Below are 16,980 nucleotides of genomic sequence, written 5' to 3'. Positions count from 1 at the left end.
CACTGCGTCCGACGGGGTACCCGTCGGAGGTCACAGGGTTACCGATTCCCCGGCGCGCGCGGACTCCAGCGCAGCCTCGACGACCGCGAGGGTGCGCTGCCCCTGCTCCATGGTGACGACGTCGGTCTGCTGCCCGAGCACGGCGTCGCGGAAGGCCTCGTGCTCGACCTTCAGCGGCTCGCGCTTGGCGAAGGCGTACCGGGTGACGTCACCCTCCGACACGCCGCGGAACGAAGAGACGGACTCCCATTCGAGAGGGATCGTGCCGTTGGCGTAGAACGTCAGGTCTCCGGTGGACGTGTCCGCCACGAACGCGCCCTTCTCGCCCGTGACGACGGTGACGCGCTCCTTCATCGGCGACAGCCAGTTGACGATGTTGTTCACGATCACCCCGGACTTCGTCCGCCCGGTGATGGTGATCATGTCCTCGAACTCGCGTCCGGACTTGAAGGCCGTCTGCGCGAAGACGCGGTCGTAGTCGGACTGCACGACCCACGCCGTCAGGTCGACGTCGTGCGAGGCGAGGTCCTTTGCGACGCCGACATCGGCGATGCGCGAGGGGAAGGGGCCCTGGCGCCGGGTGACGACCTGATAGACCCCCCCCAGCTCTCCGCCCTCGATACGGCGACGCAGCTCCTGCAGCGCCGGGTTGAAGCGCTCGATGTGCCCTACCGCTCCGACCAGACCGGCCGCGGCGAACGCATCGACCATGCGCTGACCGGCTTCGAGCGAGTGAGCGATCGGCTTCTCGACGAGCGTGTGCACGCGCGCGGAGGCGAGCTTCAGCGCCGCGTCCTCGTGGAAACGAGTCGGCACGGCGACGACGGCGATGTCGATGCCAGCGGCGATCAGCGCGTCGATGTCCGGCAGCACCTCGAGGTCGCCGGCGACACCATGAGGGTCGCCGCCGGGGTCGGCGATGGCGACGAGGTCCACCCCCTCGAGCTCACGCAGCACGCGGGCGTGATGACGTCCCATCATGCCGACGCCGAGCAGACCGGCGCGCAGCGCCATCAGGCGCCTGCCTTCGCGACGGTGTTGACCGCGGTGACGATGCGCTCGAGGTCCGCCTGCGACAGCGACGGGTGGACAGGGAGCGACACGACCTCCCTGGCCGCCTGCTCGGTCACGGGCAGATCGAGACCCGGGGCGTACGGCGCCAGTGAGGGCAGACGGTGGTTCGGGATCGGGTAGTAGACACCCGCGCCGACGTTGTGCTCGGCCTTCAGCGCCGCGACGAAGCCATCCCGGTCCTCGGAGACGCGCACGGTGTACTGGTGGTACACGTGCACGGCTCCGTCGGCGACCGGCGGGACAACGACGCCCTGCAGATTGGTGTCGAGGAAGGCGGCGTTCTGCTGACGCGTCCTGGTCCAGGCATCCACCTTCGTCAGCTGCACGCGGCCGATCGCGGCGTGGATGTCGGTCATGCGGGCGTTGAACCCGATCACCTCGTTCTCGTACTGACGCTCCATGCCCTGGTTGCGCAGCAGCTTCACCCGGCGCGCGATGTCGTCGGTCGCGGTCGTGACCATTCCGCCCTCGCCGCTGGTCATGTTCTTGGTCGGGTAGAGGCTGAACATCGCGAACTCGCCGAACGATCCGACGGGACGGCCGTCGAGCGAGGCGCCGTGCGCCTGTGCGGCGTCCTCGTACAGCGCGACTCCACGGTCGGCAGCCAGCTTCTCGAGCTCGCGCATGCGCGCCGGGTGACCGTACAGGTGGACGGGCAGGATGCCCTTCGTCCGAGGAGTGATCGCCGCCTCAACCGCCTCGGGGTCGAGAGTGAACGTCTCGGGCTCGATATCGACGAACACCGGCGTGCCGCCGGTCAGCGCGACCGAGTTGCCCGTCGCCGCGAAGGTGAACGACGGGACGATGACCTCATCCCCCGCACCGACACCGGCCGCCAGCAGACCGAGATGAAGGCCGGCGGTGCCGGAGTTCACCGCGACCGAGGGGCGCCCCGGCACGAAATGGGCGGAGAACTCCGCCTCGAATGCCGCGACCTCCGGTCCCTGTGCGACCATGCCGCTGCGCATGACGCGATCGACGGCGTCGCGCTCCTCGTCGCCGATGATCGGCTTCGCCGGGGGAATGAACTCGCTCACGCGGCCTCCTTGGTCAGTGTTCCGTTGATCTCGATGAAGCGGTCACCCGTGGCCGGGCAGACCCAGGTGCCTGCGTCGTCGCCCGCGACGAGCGGGACGCCCGACTCCCCCACCCATCCGATCCGGCGCGCCGGCACGCCGGCGACCAGGGCGTAGGCGGGAACGTCCTTGACGACCACGGCGCCCGCGGCGACTGTCGCCCAGGCGCCGATGGTCACGGGTGCCACGCAGGTCGAGCGTGCGCCGATCGCGGCGCCCTTCTCGATCGTCACGCCGACCGGCTCCCAGTCGTGCGCGCTCTTCAGGCTGCCGTCGGCGTTGATGGCCCGTGGGTAGGTGTCGTTGGTGAGCACGACGGCGGGCCCGATGAACACTCCGTCGGCGAGCTTGGCCGGCTCGTAGACGAGCGCATAGTTCTGCACCTTGCAGTTGTCGCCCATCTCGACGCCGGTGCCGATGTACGCGCCGCGTCCCACGATGCAGTTCTGTCCCATCTGCACTCCCTCGCGGACCTGTGCGAGGTGCCAGATGGAGGAGCCGTCGCCGATCGTGGCGTCGGCGGAGACGTCGGCGGAGTCCACGATCCGCACACGGGAATTCTCAGTCACTCTGCTCCTTGAGCGCTATCGGCGCCGAGTGGCACCGCCCTCGATTCTACCTGCCGGCGTCTGCCGTTCCTCGGAGGACGCCCTGCACGACCTCCGCCGCCCGCGCTCCGACCCTGGTCCAGGACACGTTCTCGGCAGCCCATTCCGCGCGCCGTGTTCGCATCCGCTCTGTCGTGCCGTCGGCCGCCTGCGCGAGCAGAGCTCTCATCGCCGAGGCGACGGCCTCGACGGTGAACTCACTGGCCTCTCCGAGACCGGCCGAGCCGACCAGCTCGGCGCCGGTCCGCGGGCCGGCGAAGAGCACAGGCGTGCCGACTGCCGCAGCCGCGTAGGTCTTGGTCGGCCGAGCGAAGTCGTATCCGATGCCGGGCACGATGCTCACCAGAGCCGCGACCGCGCCGCGGATCCATGAGGCGGACGCCTGCGGCGGCACGACGCCTCCGAAATGAACCCGGCCGGGCAGCAGCTCCTGCGCGAGCACGCGCAGATCCTTCTCGGCAGAACCCTGCCCGAAGAAGCGGATCTCCGCGTCGGCCTCGGGAATCGCGGCGAGCGCCCGGATGAAGACGTCCGGCCGCTGCCACTCCGACATCGTCCCCGTGTAGACGAAGTACGGACGGTCAGCCCGCGCGGACTCCACGCCAGGATGGAACACGGCCGTGTCTATGCCGTTCCCCACTTCGCGCACGGCGGATGCCGCCGCACCGAGCGCCACGAGCCTGTCGCGCACCTCGGGCGAGACGGCGATCACTCGCTCCGATCGACGGATCACGAAGCGCTCGACCGCCGTCATCACACGAACGACCCACGCAGGCGCGTCCGTCGAGGCGACGGCATCGGACCACACGTCTCCCGGGTAGTAGACCAACGGCCGACGCAGGAGCCCACCGATGATCGCGGCGACGCATCCGGTGGTCGGCGGCGCCTCGGCCACGATGACATCGGACCTGCTCAGCAGCAGCCGCAGGACGAGTGGGACGTCGAAGGACATGTACTGCACGTAGCCGCGGATCGCTCCAGAGGCGTCACGGAGCACCGGCCACCTGCGGACCCGCACGCGGTCCGGCCCATACTCGGTCGACGTGCCTGCGCCGGATGGGGGCCGGGTCGTCAGGACCGTGACGTCGTCTTCCGCCGCGAGTGCGCGAACCAGAGCATCCATCCGAAAACTCGCCGCTGTGACCTCGGGCGTGAACAGCCTGGTCGCAACCGCCACGCGTCGTCTTCTCGTCATTCCGCCTCACCGGTACGTTCACGGTGTCCACGAGCACACCTGACACAATGGAATCATGTCCTCGAGCGTTCCCGCGCCATACACCCCAGACGATCGCGCTTGGGTCGTCATCCCTCTCTACAACGAGGCTTCGGTGATCGGCGGCGTGATCACCGCGCTGCGAGAGAGGTTCACGCACGTCGTCTGCGTGGACGACGGCTCCACCGACGGTTCAGGGGCGGCCGCCGCCCAGGCGGGTGCGATCCTCGTCGAACACCCCGTGAACCTCGGCCAGGGCGCCGCGCTGCAGACCGGTATCTCCTTCGCTCTTCAGCACCCCGACTGCGACTTCATCGTCACCTTCGATGCGGATGGCCAGCATCGGATCGAAGACGCCCTCGGCATGCTGCACCTGGCCCGCGAAGACGGTATGGCGATCGTCTTCGGCTCGCGCTTCCTCGATGACAGGACAGATCCGGGATGGATCAAGAAGGTCGTGCTGAAGACGGCGGTGTGGGTCACGAATCTCACCACCAGCCTCAAGCTGACCGATGCCCATAACGGCCTTCGAGTGATCCGAAGGGACGCGGCTCAGCATCTCGATCTGAAGCAGGACCGCATGGCGCATGCAACGGAGATCGTGCTGGAGCTGGGTCGCACCGGCCTCCCCTGGAGGGAGTATCCGGTCGAACTCCTGTACACCGACTACTCGAAGGCCAAAGGTCAGAGCGTGCTCAACTCCGTCAACATCCTCGTAGATCTGGTGGTGAGGTGACCCATGTGGATCCAGATCCTCCTGATCACGGCGATCGTCGTCCTCGCCGCCTTCATGATGCGCCGCACGGGCGCCGACAGCCACCTGGCGATCCGTCGACTGCTCATGATGCTGTTCGTCGTCGTCGCAGTGGCATCCGTGCTCTTCCCGCAGTGGCTGTCCTGGCTGGCGAACCTGGTCGGCGTCGGACGCGGCACGGACCTCGTCCTCTACGGCCTCATCATGATCTTCCTGGCGTTCGTCTACACGCAGTACCGCCGCAACATCGCGTTGCAGCGCCAGCTGACTCTGCTGGCACGGAAGATCGCGCTTTTGGAGGCCGAGCAGCTCGAGTCGGACCGCCGTCGCCCGCACGACTGACGCAGGTGCGGTCAGCGTGCGCAGGCGGTGATCCGCCAGAGCGACACGTCACCGCGCTCGGCGACCTGCTCGAATCCGGGTTTGCCCGAGAAGTCCGTCATGCCGGGCATACGGAATCGGCCTGGAGCCCTCTCGCCCGGTCCGAAGTCCAGGACGTATTCCGGGTGCCCGTACGCATCCAGCGCTGCGCAGACCTCGGCATCCGTGCCGACGTCCCGGAGCGAGGACGCGATGGTGGCCCAGGCAGCGCTCCGCGGAGGCGACCAGGTGCGGGGGAAGACATCGACGCCGCTGAGCATGTACCCGAACCCGGCTCCGCTGCTCGGGTTGGCGATGACTCGTGAGCCCGGCTCGACGTATTCGGGAAGCGCTTCGAGAAGCGAACGCTCATCCACGTTCAGGTAGGTGTCGTCGGCCGTGATGTAGCGCGACTCCGCGTCGTACGTGCCCTCGAGGAATGCGGGCATCGGCACCGGTCTGAGGCACACGATGAGCAGCATGCCCACGGCCGCGACGGCGATGCCGGCGACGGACCGCACCGGGCCCTCGTCGTGCCGGCGAGCGCGAGCGGCCCAGCCCACCAGAAGATCCAGCCCCAGCGCGGCCAGCGGGATCACCGCGAGCGGCGCGAACGCCGCTACACGATACGGGTCGGCGTACCACGGAGCGAGCAGCACGTCTCTGACCAGCGGCATGCCCACGGACGAGACCAGTCCGTAGAGGACCGACAGCGCGAGCCACACGACACCGAACCACCGCAGTGCCGGTGCTCGGACGACGAAGAAGATGCCCACCAGCATCAGCAGGGTGATGCCCCATGCCGGCGCGACCCGCAGCTGAGAGTTCAGGAGGACGTCGGCGATCGCCTCGAACTTCGAACGGAAGGGCGGCCAATGCGATCCGCCTGTGCCTCCTGCGAGGAGCAGCCACGCGACGCCCACTGCCACCCAGCCGATGACGATGAGTGCGATCCGGGTAGCCAGGCGAAGGCCGATCCGGGCACGGAGCAGCCGATCCGTGAACCAGATCACGCAGACGAGGCCCCACACGGGCAGTGCCGCCGGTTGCGCCAGGGCGAGCGCAGCAAGCGCGATGCCGACGAACAGCACGCCCCTGACCCACGATCGCAGCGCATCACCGGGCCGATGCCACAACGGGAGCACCATCACGACGGCCACCGCCGCGGGAAGCAGCGCCACCGACAGCGCATTGGGGAAGAGCACGCCCCACTGGAACATGAGGAGGGGGTACAGCTGAAGCGCACCGGAGAGGACGGCGGCGATCCCGGCAATGCGCGCCGATCCTGTGAGCGCTCGGGTCAGCCACGCGAGTCCGAGCGGCCAGATGACCGCGCCGATCACCACCGTGAACGAGTTCGCGGCGAGAGGAATCGGCGCGCCCGTGACGGCGACTGCGGCTGACACCACAGCGTGCCAGGCCCCGGGGTAGAAGCCCTCGCCGCCGATGACTCCGCTGATGTGCAGTGACGAGGCGTTGCCGCTGTCGAGGATGTAGCGGATCGCGTTCATGTGGAACACGGCATCATTCGTCTGCGAGATGCCGACGGGGTCCTGGATGTAGGCGATCAGTCTCCACGCCCCGAACAGGACGCCCAGACCGAGACCGAGAGGAAGCAACCAGCGGCGCGTCTCGGTGCGGCTGCCCGCGTCATCCGCCGGGCGACCGAGCACGCGCCCCAGGATCCACGCGAGCACGACGAGCAGGAGGAGAAACGCGCCGAGGCTGACCGGCGACCAGGGGATCCGCGCGGCGCCCAGTGCGAGCGCCGCAACAGCGATCCCCGCGACCGACAGCAGCGGAGCGAAGGCGAAGAGCGCCAATCCGCGCACCCCGGCACCGCGCAACGCGGCGACACCGGGAACGAAGAGGAGCAGCAGGATGACGATCGACACGGGCAGCGCGGCCACCCACTCCCCCATCACGCGTCCACCAGCGCGATCGCGCCCTCGACTTCACCGTCGTATATGACCTCGCCCTTGGAGATCACGACGCCGCGGGTGCACAGTTCGCGCACCATCTCCATATCGTGACTGACGACCACGAGGGTCTTGCCTGCGGCGATGAGCTCTTCGAACTTGAGGCGGCACTTCTCCCGGAACGGGGCGTCGCCGACGGAGAGGATCTCGTCGACGAGAAGCACGTCCAGCTCGACGTGGATGGCCACGGAGAACGCAAGACGCATGAACATGCCCGAGGAGTAGTGCTTCACCTCCTGGTCGATGAACTGCTCGATCTCGCTGAATGCGACGATGTCGTCATAGCGCGCTTCGATCTCGTCCTTCTTCATGCCGAGGATCGCGGCGTTGAGGAAGACGTTCTCGCGCCCCGACAGCTCGGGATGGAACCCCGCGCCGACCTCGATGAGACCGGCGACTCGTCCGCGGGTCAGCACCTCGCCGTCGTCCGGTTCCATCACGCCGGAGATCAGTTTCAGCAGGGTCGATTTGCCGGAGCCGTTCATCCCGAGGATGGCGACCGATTCGCCCTCCCCGATGACGAGGTCGACGCCCTTGAGCGCCGCGAAGGTGCTGGTCGTCTTACGCCTGCGAATCCATGCGACAACGGTGTCCTTCAACGAGAAGGCATGGTTGAGCGTGAACGTCTTGCGGACACCGTCGATGATGATGCTGGGCTTGTCAGCCGTCTTGCTTGTCATAGATCCTGTGCGAACCTTCCCTCGAGACGGCGGAACACCAGTTGCCCCAGCAGCAGCGTGCCGACCGAGATCAGGAAGGTCCACAGCGTGTTCCACGCCAGATCCGGGGGCACGGGAACCATTCCGCCCATTCCCTCGGACACCGGGAGCCAGAACGCGAAGTGGAAGAGTTCCACGCCCTGGGTGATGGGGTTGAGCATGTACAGCTCCACGAGCCAGGACGGCCAGTGCAGCTTCTCCACCACAGCTGTCTCGACCATGGTCCAGGCGTACAGCACCGGGGATGCCCAGGTGGCGAGGAGCAGCATCAGCTCGACGATGTTCTCGGCATCGCGGAACCGCACATTGACCGCCCCGAAGAACAATCCGAGGCCGAGCGAGAACAGCATGACGATGAGCATTCCCGCAAGGATGGCGCCCACCGCGAGAAGGGACACGTGCGTCGCCCACCCCATGAGCAGGCACACGAGCAGAAGGAGCCCCACCTGCGGAAGGAAGTGCACGAACGCAACGGCAATGGCGGACACGGCGAACAGCTGACGGGGCAGGAACACCTTGCGAACCAGGGCCGCGTTTCCCACGATCGACGTCGTCGCGTTCTTGAACCCCTCCGAGAAGAGGTTGATCACGACGATGCCGGAGAACAGGTAGACGGCGTAGTTCGGTATCCCCCTGTTCATGTTGAGGAACAGTCCGAGCACGACCCAGAAGACCATGAACTGCGCCGCCGGACGCACGTACGACCAGGTCCAGCCGAGAACGGAGTTCCGGTAGCGGGTGGTCACTCCGGTATGCACCAGCAAGCGCAGCAGATAACGCCAGCGCACCACGTCGATCAGCCCATGGCTCTTGCCTGGAACCTCGAACTGGTCACGCGGGATGACGTCGAAAAGATCTCGGGTGTCGGTCACGGTCCCACTCACTCAGCGGCGACAGCGGGCGCTGTCGCGGACGTCATCATCCTATGACACCCTCCTGATCGGCCCGGAGGCGGCCATCCAGCCACGCGGAGAATCTCTTCGTGGCACCCTGCGACCAGAGTGCAGGATCCGCTTCCGGCTGAGCAGCCGAATCGGCGTCGAGGGCCCGTATGCGCAGCGCCGCCGCCTCAGCCGACTGCACGCGCTCTCCGAAGGAGTCCCCGATGACCCTCTCAGCGAACTCATCATCGCGCGCGATCACAGCGCATCCGAACGCCGCGGCCTCGAAGAGCACGGTGCTCGCGACCCCGACCACGACGCGGGCACGCGCGAGTGACGCGTATACATCCGGCTCGGTGTCGAACGAGATGCCTTCGGCAGAGGCGATGAGCGGATAGCGAGCAGCAGCGGCATCCCGCTCAGCCGGGTGCGGGCGGAACACGACCGTCCAGCCTTCGTCCAGCTCCCTTCGCAGCCGCGTGACGAACTCGTCGGTCGCCTCCGGCCGTGCTCGGGACGACACGACCAGCACCTGGCGCCGCCGCTCACGGCCCGCGTTCGCGGCGAGCCGCTCGAGGTGGGGCTTGCCGATGGCCGTGGCCACGCCGGGGAAGCTGATGGAGTCGGACCAGCGTCGCCCGAAGGTCAGCACCTCATCGGGAAGCGCGCGGCGCAGCCGCTCATCCTGGAAGGCCCTGCCGTAGTTGTAGGCCGCGTGCGAGGGGCCGATCCAGCCGTGCTGCGGCTCGGCCACGTAGGCGCCGAAGTCCTTGAACAGCCCCACGGTCTCTCCGTTGTAGGTGTAGGCAGCCGTATCCATCACCACCACCCGTGGTCGGACGCGCTCGAGCATGCGGCGAAGCTCATCCTGTTCGTGCGGGCGGGCCACCTCGGTTCGAAGCACACGGGTTCTGATAGCCGCGACCTTCGACTCGGGCACGCGCAGATGGGTGGCGAACCGGCCGAGCAGACGATCGGCAGCCCTGACGAGTTCGTCGGACGGCCGCTGTCCACGCGAGCGCAGCCGAGATCTCGCGATGCCTGCCTCCATGCTCAGAGTGGGCCGGTATTCGGGCGGGCCGAGTGGGGCGGGCAGCGGGAGCCGCTGGACCACCAGCGCGTCGTCCGCAGCCTCTGCGAAATCGTGGATCAGCCAGTTACGGGCTCGCCCGTCGCTCGCGGCGAGTGTGCCGCCGCCCACATAGAAGAGCACCTCGTGGGGTCGCGCTCGTCGGGCCGCATCCCAGCGATTCGGAAGATACGCCTTCACCAGCCGCCGCGCCTCGGCCCGGCGCGACCAGTTGTCGGACGTGACATCCACGCTCCCGGTCTGCGCCTCCGAGAGCGCCCAGGCGAAGCGCATCCGGACGATCGCCCACAGCGGGACCGTGGCACCGGGCAGCGTCTCGAAGAGCTCGTCGGGGCAGGCATCCTCCAGCTCCAGCAGCGCACGCACGGCCGGGCCGCGTCGGTCGGACGCCCCCGAGGAGCTCACAGGTCCTCCCGCTGCTCCATGAGCCATTCGACGATGCGGAAGTCGAATTCGCTGTCCACGTCGATCGACCGCTCCGCGGGCATCTCGTACAGGATCGTCGACGGGAGGAACACGACCTGATCCTCCAGCAGCGACGCCCGCCGCCAGACGTAGATGGACCCGTTCATGTCGAAGCAGCGCGGCGCGTCCTGGCGTCGCAGAACCGCATCATCGGGCTGCTTGCTGACGGCGACCGTGCCGTCCGGCTGCTCTTCGACCAGGTTGAAGTACGGATTGCGACGGGCCTCGGCGCCGGTGATCAGCGACTCAGCACCGGATTCCTCGAACATGCGCACGGCGACGCGGATGTCGTCGACCGTCCGCAGAGGGCTGGTGGCGTCGAGGTCGACGCAGACGTCATAGGTCTCTCCGGTGCGCTGCTCCGTGGTGCTCACGGCGTGCGCGATGGCGGGCACCTTGCCCGCGGTGTCCGTGGCCATCTCGGCTGGGCGGCGCACGACGCCCGTGGCGCCGAACCGGGGCGCCAGGGAGAGGATCTCCTCCGAATCGCTGGAGACGACGATCTCGTCGAAGAGGCCGGTCGCCGCCGCCTGCGCGACCGAGTGCCCGAACATCGGACGGCCCGCGACCAGGCGCAGGTTCTTACCCGGCACTCCCTTCGAACCGGCGCGCACCGTGATCGTGCAGATTCTCATCGACCTCTCCGTTCCCACGCCACCCTGGCGCGCTCCAGGTCCTCGGGCCGCCCCACGTCGATCCACTCCTCGTGGATCTCGTATGCGGTGACCGACCTGCCGTCGTCCATCAACCGCGACAGCAGCGTGGGCATGTCGCAGTACTCGTCGTGCTCGAGCAGCTGCAGCGCCGACGGATCGATCACGTAGATGCCCGCGCTGACGAGCTCGCTGTGGTACGGCTTCTCCGCCAGGCCCGTCACCCGGTGCCCGTCTCGGCGGATCACGCCATAGGGGATCTCGAAGCCGTACTCGCGTGCGCCGATGGTCGCATGGGCCGCGGCGTCGCGGTGGAACCCCAGCATCCGGCGCAGGTCGACGTCGGTCAGCAGATCGGAGTTCATCACGACGAAGGGCGAGTCGATCTGGTCGCGGAGCTGGGCCATCGCACCGGCCGTGCCGAGCGGCATCGGCTCGTGCAGATAGGTGATGTCCAGACCGTGCCGGCTGCCGTCACCGAGGTGCTCCTCGATGAGGTGACCGAGGTGATTCACCGACACGTGCACCCTGCGGAATCCCTGGCCGTGCAGGCGTCCGAGGATGATGTCGATCATGGGGGTCTCCCCCAGGGGCACGAGCGGCTTCGGAATGTCCTTGGTGATCGGATACAGCCTCTGACCCCGCCCTCCGGCCATGAGGACGACAGGAGTGGGCAGGGGCGTGGCGATGCGCTCGCCCTCCCCGACGATGTCGACGATGCGGCCGTCGTCGACGACGGCGACGACCCGGATGCCGCGCGTGGCCTTCAGCTCGTCGACGGCCTCCTGCGTCGCCGTGGGCGGAACGGTGGCCGGGGAGATGTTCATGACCCGGTCGACCGCGTCCTCGAGGGTCGCGCCGGCCAGCAGTCCCCGCCGGATGTCGCCGTCACTGACCGCGCCCACGAGGCGACCATCGGCATCCTCCACGAAGACCACCTGGCCTCTGCTGCGGTCGAGCCGGGAGAGTGCGTCGCGGATGCTCGTGCCGGGGCGCACGGACAGATCGGTGCTCGAGGTCATGCCGGCCCCTTCTTCTCGGATGCGATCGCCCTGGCTGGGACGCCGACGACCACCGCCCCTTCGGGCACGTCCTCGATGACGACAGCGCCGGCCCCGATGAGGCTACCGGAACCCACGCTCACCCCCTGGATCACGCGGGCGCCGAGACCGACATGCGCACCGTCTCCGATGCGGACGCCTCCGGCGATGACGGCTCCAGGCGATACGTGCGAATGGGCGCCGACGACCACATCGTGCTCGATGATCGCGCCGGTGTTGATCAGGGCGCCCTCCTCGACGACCGCCCCCACGTTGACGATGGCTCCGGCGAGCACCTGCACGCCGTCGCCCAGGCGCGCACCGGGATCGACGAATGCCCGCGGGTGCACGACCCGCGCCGCTCGGAAGCCTCGTCGCACCGCCCTCTCGTGCAGCGCGCGTCTGGAGTCGGTGGAGGCTACCGAGCCCAGCCCGTTCACGAACAGGACGGCGCCGGGGTCGAAGGCGTCCATCGACTCGTCATCGCCGAGGTGCGGGCAGTCGTCGCCGAGGTCTCCCGGCTGCGGTGCGAGGTGGCCGAGCACGGTCCTGCCCTGCTCGCGCAGCGCCGCGAGAACAGATCTGGCGTGCCCGCCTCCGCCGAGAAGGATCAGCTCAGTCATCGATGAGCTCACCACGGCGGTAGTCGCGGTGGGCGGGTGCCCCGACCACCTCCCAGAAGTCGAACGATGTTCGTCCGGATGCCGGCCGGAAGCACACGACATCGGCCTCGCCGATCAGCTCGCCCGCCGTCAGGTCCCGCGCCGCGACCAGGCTGCGCCGCACCACTGCGCGGTTGCCCTCCTCGACGGACTGCGCCTTCTTCTCTGGCGAGCCGAGCATCACGCCGGTGCGACGCACCTCCTTCACGAGGTGCTCGAGTCCTTCCGGAGTCAGCGACGCCGCGTGATCGGGTCCCTCTGCGGTGGTGTCGCGTGTGAAGTGCTTCTCGATGACGGTAGCGCCCAGTCCGACGGCGATGACGGAGGCCAGCGAGCCGAGCGAGTGATCCGAATAGCTGATCCTGTGTCCGAACGTGGTCGCGATCGTCTGCAGAGCGCGGAGGTTCAGCTGCTCATCGGCCGCCGGGTATTCCGTGGTGCAGTGCAGGATCGTGACGTGCTCAGCGAAGGGGCGCACGTCGTCGCGGTGCTCCCAGGCATCCGCCAGCACATCATCGGTGAGACGCGCGTCGCGGGGGATCCTGCCGTCGTGCTGCTGCACGCCGGCGGCGATGAAGCGCAGTGCCCGCGAGATCTCCTGCACGTCGGCCATCCCTGTCGACAGGATGACCGGCAGGCCACTGCGTCCCGCCGCCACGAGCATCGGCGCGAAGGTCAGATCGCCCGAGGCGATCTTCACCAGCGGGATGCCGAGTTCGGAGACGAGGAAGTCGAGTCCTGCCAGGTCGAAAGCGGTGGAGAGGAACTGGATGCCGCGTGCACCGCAGTGCTCGCGGATCCGGCGGAACTCGTCGTGAGTCAGTTCCAGGCCCTTGAGCAGATCGTGCTGCGACGACCGCTCCGGCACCGCCTGACGCTGGTACTCGGCGAGTCCTGCCGTCTCGAGAGCCAGTGCGTCGGCCGAGAAGGTCTGGAACTTCACGGCATCCGCACCCGCGTCCGCCGCGATGTCCACCAGAGCCAGCGCCTCGTCGATGCTGCCGTTGTGGTTCACGCCGGCCTCGGCGATCACGAACACCTCGTGCTCAGTGCGAATCATGCTGCTCCTCCGGCAGGTCGTGGAAGGTCTTCTTCGGCGGTCTCGGCAGACGCGCGTCCCTCAGGGTGGCCGCCGTGCGGACGGCGAAGCCGGGCGTCCCGAAGGGGGTGTCGCCGTCGGAACCGGATGCTGCGGCGATCTGGCCACGGATCGCCGCGGTGATCGCTCCAGCGGTGGGGTCCGGCACGGCGACACTCGCACCGATCGGCCTGCCCTTCTGCCGATCCCCGACGAGCACTGAGGGGGTCCCCAGTACCGGCGCCTCGAGAACGGTGCTCGACGAGTTGCCCGCGACGACCGAGGCCCATCGCATCGCGCTCAGGTACCCGCGCTGTCCGAACGATTCGACGTAGTCGACGCGTTCCGCATGCTCGGCGACGAAGCGCGCGATCCTCTCGCGAACGGCCTCGGTGCCGATGTCGGAGTTGGAACCCGTGATGATGATGTGCAGGTCCTCGACCGCGAGCAGGCCCTCGAGGAGCTCCTCGGCCAGCTGCTCCGCGGGAGCGACGTCCATGACCGCGGGATGGAAGGTCACGAGCGCCGTCGGATCTGGCATCCGGATGCCGAACTGCGACTCGAGCTCCTCGCGCGGCATCGCATCGAACGTGTCGAGGATGTCGACGATCGGCGCCCCGTGGAAGAACACGCGCTCGGGGTCCTCTCCCAACTGGATCACCCGGCGACGGTGATCCGCCGTCGACGTGAAATGCAGATACGACATCTTCGTGATCGAGTGCCGAAGGGCGTCGTCCATCGCACCCTCGGTGAGCTCTCCGCCGTGGATGTGGGCGACCGGCACAGACAGGATGGTCGCGGCCGCGGCGGCCGCGAAGGCCTCCAGCCGATCTCCGAGGACGACGACCACGTCAGGGGCGAGCTCGACCAGAGCCCTGGCGTAGCCGGGCAGAGCCCGACCGATGTCCTCGGCCGCCGCGAGCGGCGTGTCGACACCGCTCCAGATCGGAACGGATGCGGCCACCTCGAACCCGTCGCTCTGGATCTCGCCGATCGTCCGGCCGAAGGCGTCGCTGAGGTGCGTACCCGTGACGATCAGTCGCAGATCGAGCTGCGCATCGTCTTCTATCGCCCGCAGCAGTCCGCGCAGCAGCCCGTAGTCCGCGCGCGTTCCGGTGACGACGGCGATCGTCCTCATGCGGTCGCCAGCGCCGGGGAGCTCGGGATGCACACCACCGACGAATGAAGTGCCTCCGCGATCGGCACCGGGCCGTGCGGCAGCCCACGGTACGGAGCCTGAGCATGCAGGAGGTTCCAGAACGGCCGGCACTGCAGGCCCGCGTCGTTCGTCGCCTCGAGGATCGCATCGCGACGCGCGACGCCGCCGCTCACCCGCAGCGCGCAGAGCCAGTAGTTGCTCGTGCTTCCCGTCGGCTCGGAGAGGAACTCGACGTCGGATACGTCTGCGAATGCCTCGTGGTACCGCGCTGCCAGCCGCCGCTTGTCGGCGAGGAACCGGGGCAGCCGTTCGAGCTGCGCCACCCCCAGCGCTGCATTCAGGTTCGGCATCCGGTAGTTGTAGGCCACCTCGTCGTGCTCGAACTCCCACCGATGCGGGAGCTTCCCCGTCGTGGTCAGGTGTCGCGCCCTCCCGGCGAGCTCGTCGTCGTCGGTGAGGATCATGCCTCCACCGCCGGTGGTGATGATCTTGTTGCCGTTGAAACTGACGATGCCCAGGCGGCCGAAGGTTCCGGTGTGCACCCCGTCAACACGGCTGCCCAGCGACTCGGCTGCGTCCTCCACCACGGGCACGTCGTACTCGGCCGCGAGCGACACCAGTTCGGCGATGCGCATGGGATGTCCGAGGGTGTGCATCGGGACGATCGCGGCGATGCGACGACCGGTTACCGCATTCATGAGACCTTCGGACGTGACGCGCGCCGACCGCAGCACGTCTGCGACCGCCTCGACGGAAAGCCCGAGCGTGGCCTCATCGCTGTCCACGAAGAAGGGCCGCGCGCCCGTGTGCGCAACCGCATTGGCCGTCGCCACGAAGGACAGCGTCGGCACGATGACGTCCTCACCCGCACCTACTCCAGCCAGCTGCAGGGCGACCTGCAGCGCCGACGTGCCGTTCGACACCGCGATCGCGTGCCCGGCCCCCGTGAAATCGGCGATGCCTCGCTCGAAGTCGGTGACGAAGGCGCCGACGCTCGAGACGAATGTCGAGTCCAGGCACTCCTCGACCCGCCGCTTCTCGAGCTCCCCGATGTCGGGAACGTGCAGCCCGACGAAGGGCTCGTCGCCCACGACACTGCGGATGGTGCGGACGAGGTCCTCGGGGGTGCTCATACGACGTACGCGTCGGTGCGGTAGCGGGCCAGGTTGGCGGGGTCGGTGAACCACTCGGCGGTTGCGCGCAGACCCTCCCGGAATCCGTCTGCACCGTCGTACTTCGGCGCCCACCCGAGGATCTCGCGAGCCTTGGTGTTGTCCGAGAACAGGCGCTCGACCTCCGAGTTGGCCGGTCGCAGACGCGCCGGGTCCTCGGTCGCGACGGCGTCGACGCCCATCACCTCCGCGATGAGATCGAACGTCTGACCGATCGACACCTCGAATCCGACGCCCAGGTTGATGACCTCGCCTGCCCCGGCGGAGCTGGTGAGCGCCGCGGTGAACCCGGAGACGGTGTCGGGAACGTAGGTGAAGTCGCGCGTGGGGGTGAGTGCTCCGAGCTGCACCTCCCGCTTGCCCGCGGCGAGCTGGCTGATGATCGTCGGGATCACCGCACGCGCCGACTGGCGCGGGCCGAAGGTGTTGAACGGACGCACGGTCACAGCGGGAAGGCCGAACGAGGAATGGAAGGCCTTGACCATCTGGTCGGCGCCGATCTTCGAGGCCGAGTACGGAGACTGGCCCTGCAGCGGGTGCCCCTCGTCCATGGGCACGTAGCGGGCAGTGCCGTACACCTCGCTCGTCGACGTGTGGATGAACCTCGAGACGTCCGCCGCGCGTGCGGCGTTGAGCAGGTTGAGGGTGCCCTGGATGTTCGTCTGCACGTACAGATCCGGAGCCGCGTACGAGTAGGGGATGGCGATCAGCGCTGCGAGGTGCAGCACAGCATCCCGGTCACGCACTGCCGACATCATCAGCGCGGGATCACGCACATCGCCCGGCAGGAACTCGATCTCGCTCGCGACATCGTCGGAGATGCCGTCGAGCCAGCCGCGGGAGTCGAACGAGTTGTAGAGCACGAGGGCTCGCACATCGTGTCCGTCCCGAACCAGCTGCTCCGCCAGGTGCGATCCGATGAATCCGTCAGCTCCCGTGAGCAGTACTCTCATGCTCTCGAGTCTATCTGACGGCGGTCCCGAGCCTTCTCATGGCC

Annotated in this window: 17 protein-coding genes; 2 read left to right on the top strand and 15 right to left on the bottom strand. The window is 68.0% G+C overall.

Annotated features, from left to right (window positions below):
• Positions 1 to 30: 30 nt before the first annotated feature.
• From JOE67_RS13675 to JOE67_RS13660, 4 genes are read right to left on the bottom strand one after another with little or no spacing between them, the layout of a single operon-like run.
• Positions 31 to 1,017, bottom strand: a complete 987-nt coding sequence (locus JOE67_RS13675; protein ID WP_204977088.1) for a Gfo/Idh/MocA family protein — start codon at positions 1,015 to 1,017, stop codon at positions 31 to 33.
• On the bottom strand, positions 1,014 to 2,111 hold the full coding sequence (locus JOE67_RS13670) for an aminotransferase class I/II-fold pyridoxal phosphate-dependent enzyme (protein ID WP_204976073.1): 1,098 nt from the start codon (positions 2,109 to 2,111) through the stop codon (positions 1,014 to 1,016). Before JOE67_RS13670 ends, JOE67_RS13675 begins: the two co-directional genes overlap by 4 nt.
• Positions 2,108 to 2,719, bottom strand: a complete 612-nt coding sequence (locus JOE67_RS13665; protein WP_338041619.1) for an acyltransferase — start codon at positions 2,717 to 2,719, stop codon at positions 2,108 to 2,110. The genes JOE67_RS13670 and JOE67_RS13665 overlap by 4 nt, the downstream gene beginning before the upstream one ends.
• Positions 2,720 to 2,765: 46 nt before the next feature.
• Positions 2,766 to 3,881: a glycosyltransferase gene (locus tag JOE67_RS13660; protein ID WP_239528154.1), complete on the bottom strand. Its 1,116-nt coding sequence runs from the start codon at positions 3,879 to 3,881 to the stop codon at positions 2,766 to 2,768.
• Between the two features lie 127 nt (positions 3,882 to 4,008).
• Between JOE67_RS13660 and JOE67_RS13655 the strand changes: the two genes are divergently transcribed.
• Both JOE67_RS13655 and JOE67_RS13650 read left to right on the top strand, forming a co-directional pair.
• A complete protein-coding gene (locus tag JOE67_RS13655; RefSeq protein ID WP_204976071.1) occupies positions 4,009 to 4,707 on the top strand; it encodes a glycosyltransferase family 2 protein in 699 nt (232 codons plus the stop codon).
• 3 nt (positions 4,708 to 4,710) lie between these two features.
• Positions 4,711 to 5,067 (top strand): DUF2304 domain-containing protein, encoded by a 357-nt coding sequence (locus JOE67_RS13650; protein ID WP_204976070.1) that lies wholly within the window; start codon positions 4,711 to 4,713, stop codon positions 5,065 to 5,067.
• An 11-nt stretch (positions 5,068 to 5,078) separates the two neighbouring features.
• Here JOE67_RS13650 and JOE67_RS13645 read toward each other — a convergent pair whose 3' ends face one another.
• The 11 genes from JOE67_RS13645 to JOE67_RS13595 are packed head-to-tail and all read right to left on the bottom strand — an operon-like array spanning position 5,079 to position 16,936.
• The gene (locus JOE67_RS13645; protein WP_204976069.1) at positions 5,079 to 7,007 is read right to left on the bottom strand and encodes a DUF6541 family protein; all 1,929 of its coding nucleotides are present in this window, start codon (positions 7,005 to 7,007) and stop codon (positions 5,079 to 5,081) included.
• Positions 7,007 to 7,744, bottom strand: a complete 738-nt coding sequence (locus JOE67_RS13640; RefSeq protein WP_204976068.1) for an ABC transporter ATP-binding protein — start codon at positions 7,742 to 7,744, stop codon at positions 7,007 to 7,009. The genes JOE67_RS13645 and JOE67_RS13640 overlap by 1 nt, the downstream gene beginning before the upstream one ends.
• Complete coding sequence (locus tag JOE67_RS13635) at positions 7,741 to 8,655, bottom strand: ABC transporter permease (protein WP_338041618.1); 915 nt, start codon at positions 8,653 to 8,655, stop codon at positions 7,741 to 7,743. The genes JOE67_RS13640 and JOE67_RS13635 overlap by 4 nt, the downstream gene beginning before the upstream one ends.
• 46 nt (positions 8,656 to 8,701) lie before the next feature.
• Positions 8,702 to 10,159 carry a hypothetical protein gene (locus JOE67_RS13630; protein WP_204976067.1) on the bottom strand — a complete coding sequence of 486 codons (1,458 nt, stop codon included), beginning with the start codon at positions 10,157 to 10,159 and terminating at the stop codon, positions 8,702 to 8,704.
• The gene (locus tag JOE67_RS13625) at positions 10,156 to 10,854 is read right to left on the bottom strand and encodes an acylneuraminate cytidylyltransferase family protein (RefSeq protein WP_204976066.1); all 699 of its coding nucleotides are present in this window, start codon (positions 10,852 to 10,854) and stop codon (positions 10,156 to 10,158) included. Before JOE67_RS13625 ends, JOE67_RS13630 begins: the two co-directional genes overlap by 4 nt.
• A complete protein-coding gene (locus JOE67_RS13620) occupies positions 10,851 to 11,894 on the bottom strand; it encodes a nucleotidyltransferase family protein (RefSeq protein WP_204976065.1) in 1,044 nt (347 codons plus the stop codon). The genes JOE67_RS13625 and JOE67_RS13620 overlap by 4 nt, the downstream gene beginning before the upstream one ends.
• Entirely contained in the window at positions 11,891 to 12,535 is a 645-nt protein-coding gene (locus JOE67_RS13615; RefSeq protein ID WP_204976064.1) for an acetyltransferase, read from the bottom strand. Before JOE67_RS13615 ends, JOE67_RS13620 begins: the two co-directional genes overlap by 4 nt.
• Positions 12,528 to 13,634, bottom strand: a complete 1,107-nt coding sequence (locus JOE67_RS13610) for an N-acetylneuraminate synthase family protein (protein ID WP_204976063.1) — start codon at positions 13,632 to 13,634, stop codon at positions 12,528 to 12,530. The genes JOE67_RS13615 and JOE67_RS13610 overlap by 8 nt, the downstream gene beginning before the upstream one ends.
• The gene (neuC, locus tag JOE67_RS13605) at positions 13,621 to 14,790 is read right to left on the bottom strand and encodes a UDP-N-acetylglucosamine 2-epimerase (RefSeq protein WP_204976062.1); all 1,170 of its coding nucleotides are present in this window, start codon (positions 14,788 to 14,790) and stop codon (positions 13,621 to 13,623) included. Before neuC ends, JOE67_RS13610 begins: the two co-directional genes overlap by 14 nt.
• Positions 14,787 to 15,944, bottom strand: coding sequence for a LegC family aminotransferase (locus JOE67_RS13600; RefSeq protein ID WP_204976061.1), 1,158 nt, complete (start codon positions 15,942 to 15,944; stop codon positions 14,787 to 14,789). The genes neuC and JOE67_RS13600 overlap by 4 nt, the downstream gene beginning before the upstream one ends.
• Positions 15,941 to 16,936, bottom strand: a complete 996-nt coding sequence (locus tag JOE67_RS13595) for a GDP-mannose 4,6-dehydratase (protein WP_204976060.1) — start codon at positions 16,934 to 16,936, stop codon at positions 15,941 to 15,943. The genes JOE67_RS13600 and JOE67_RS13595 overlap by 4 nt, the downstream gene beginning before the upstream one ends.
• Between the last annotated feature and the right edge of the window lie 44 nt (positions 16,937 to 16,980).

The sequence above is a fragment of the Microbacterium esteraromaticum genome (assembly GCF_016907315.1).
GTDB classification, from domain to species: domain Bacteria; phylum Actinomycetota; class Actinomycetes; order Actinomycetales; family Microbacteriaceae; genus Microbacterium; species Microbacterium esteraromaticum.
This window is presented reverse-complemented; position numbering and strand designations above follow the sequence as displayed.